Below are 820 nucleotides of genomic sequence, written 5' to 3'. Positions count from 1 at the left end.
CGCCATACCGTCGAGGATCTCGATCATCGGGACGCGTCGGCCGTCGAGGAAGACGCCGTTGTTCGAGTGGTTGTCGATGGCGATCCAGCGGCCCTGCTCGAAGCGCAGCAGCAGGTGCGCTCGCGCCACCAGCGGGTGGGCGACGCGCAGGTCTGCCCGCAGGTCGCTGCCCACGGTGACGTCGGGACCCGCGGCGAAGCTGCGCTGGGACTGCCCGGCCCGAACCGTCAGCAGGGGCGGCTGAGCTCGGGTCACCGGTTCAGGGTAGTGGTGAAGGCCATCAGGTCAGCGGGGAGTCAGCGGCGCTTCAGCCGGATCTTCCACCACACGATCGTGCCGTAGGCCAAGCACAGCACCGCCAGCATGCCCATGTCGAACAGCCAGTTGGCCGCGTTGTGGTTCCAGTGCCGGTCCTTGGGGTCGGTGGGGCCGGGGATCAGCCGGTGGGTGTCGATCGTCGACGCCGACGCCGCGAAACCCCATCGGGCGGGGGTGAACCAGGACAACTGGTCGAGCAGGAACCGGTCGGTCACCCAGATCATGCCGCCGGAGAACACCAGCTGGGACATGATCGACACCACCAGCATCGGCATGATCTGGTCTTGGGACTGGGCGACCGCCGACATCGCCATGCCCAGCAGCGCCGAAGCCACACAGGTGGCGGCCACGGTGACGAACAGCTCGAATCGCACATCTCCGAGCAGGACGGCATCCGACAGCGGCTTACCCCAGCCGACCACCGAGATGATCGTCGCGATGGCCGCCTGCACGATCGCGAACGCGCAGAACACGACGATCTTGGCGCCCATATAGGCCGCCG

General features: G+C 67.4%; 2 protein-coding genes. Both read right to left on the bottom strand.

Annotated features, from left to right (window positions below; all coding sequences use genetic code 11):
• Nucleotides 1-255 (bottom strand): FHA domain-containing protein (locus tag A9W95_RS02845; protein WP_067409128.1); only part of this gene is annotated, 255 nt, incomplete at its 3' end.
• A gap of 41 nt (nt 256-296) precedes the next feature.
• On the bottom strand, nt 297-820 hold a 524-nt coding region (locus tag A9W95_RS02840; protein ID WP_156745969.1), incomplete at its 5' end, for an ABC transporter permease.

The organism is Mycobacterium sp. 1423905.2 (assembly GCF_001673155.1).
Lineage (GTDB): Bacteria > Actinomycetota > Actinomycetes > Mycobacteriales > Mycobacteriaceae > Mycobacterium.
Note: the sequence above shows the minus strand (reverse complement) of the source record. Positions and strands in the feature narration are given on the sequence as shown.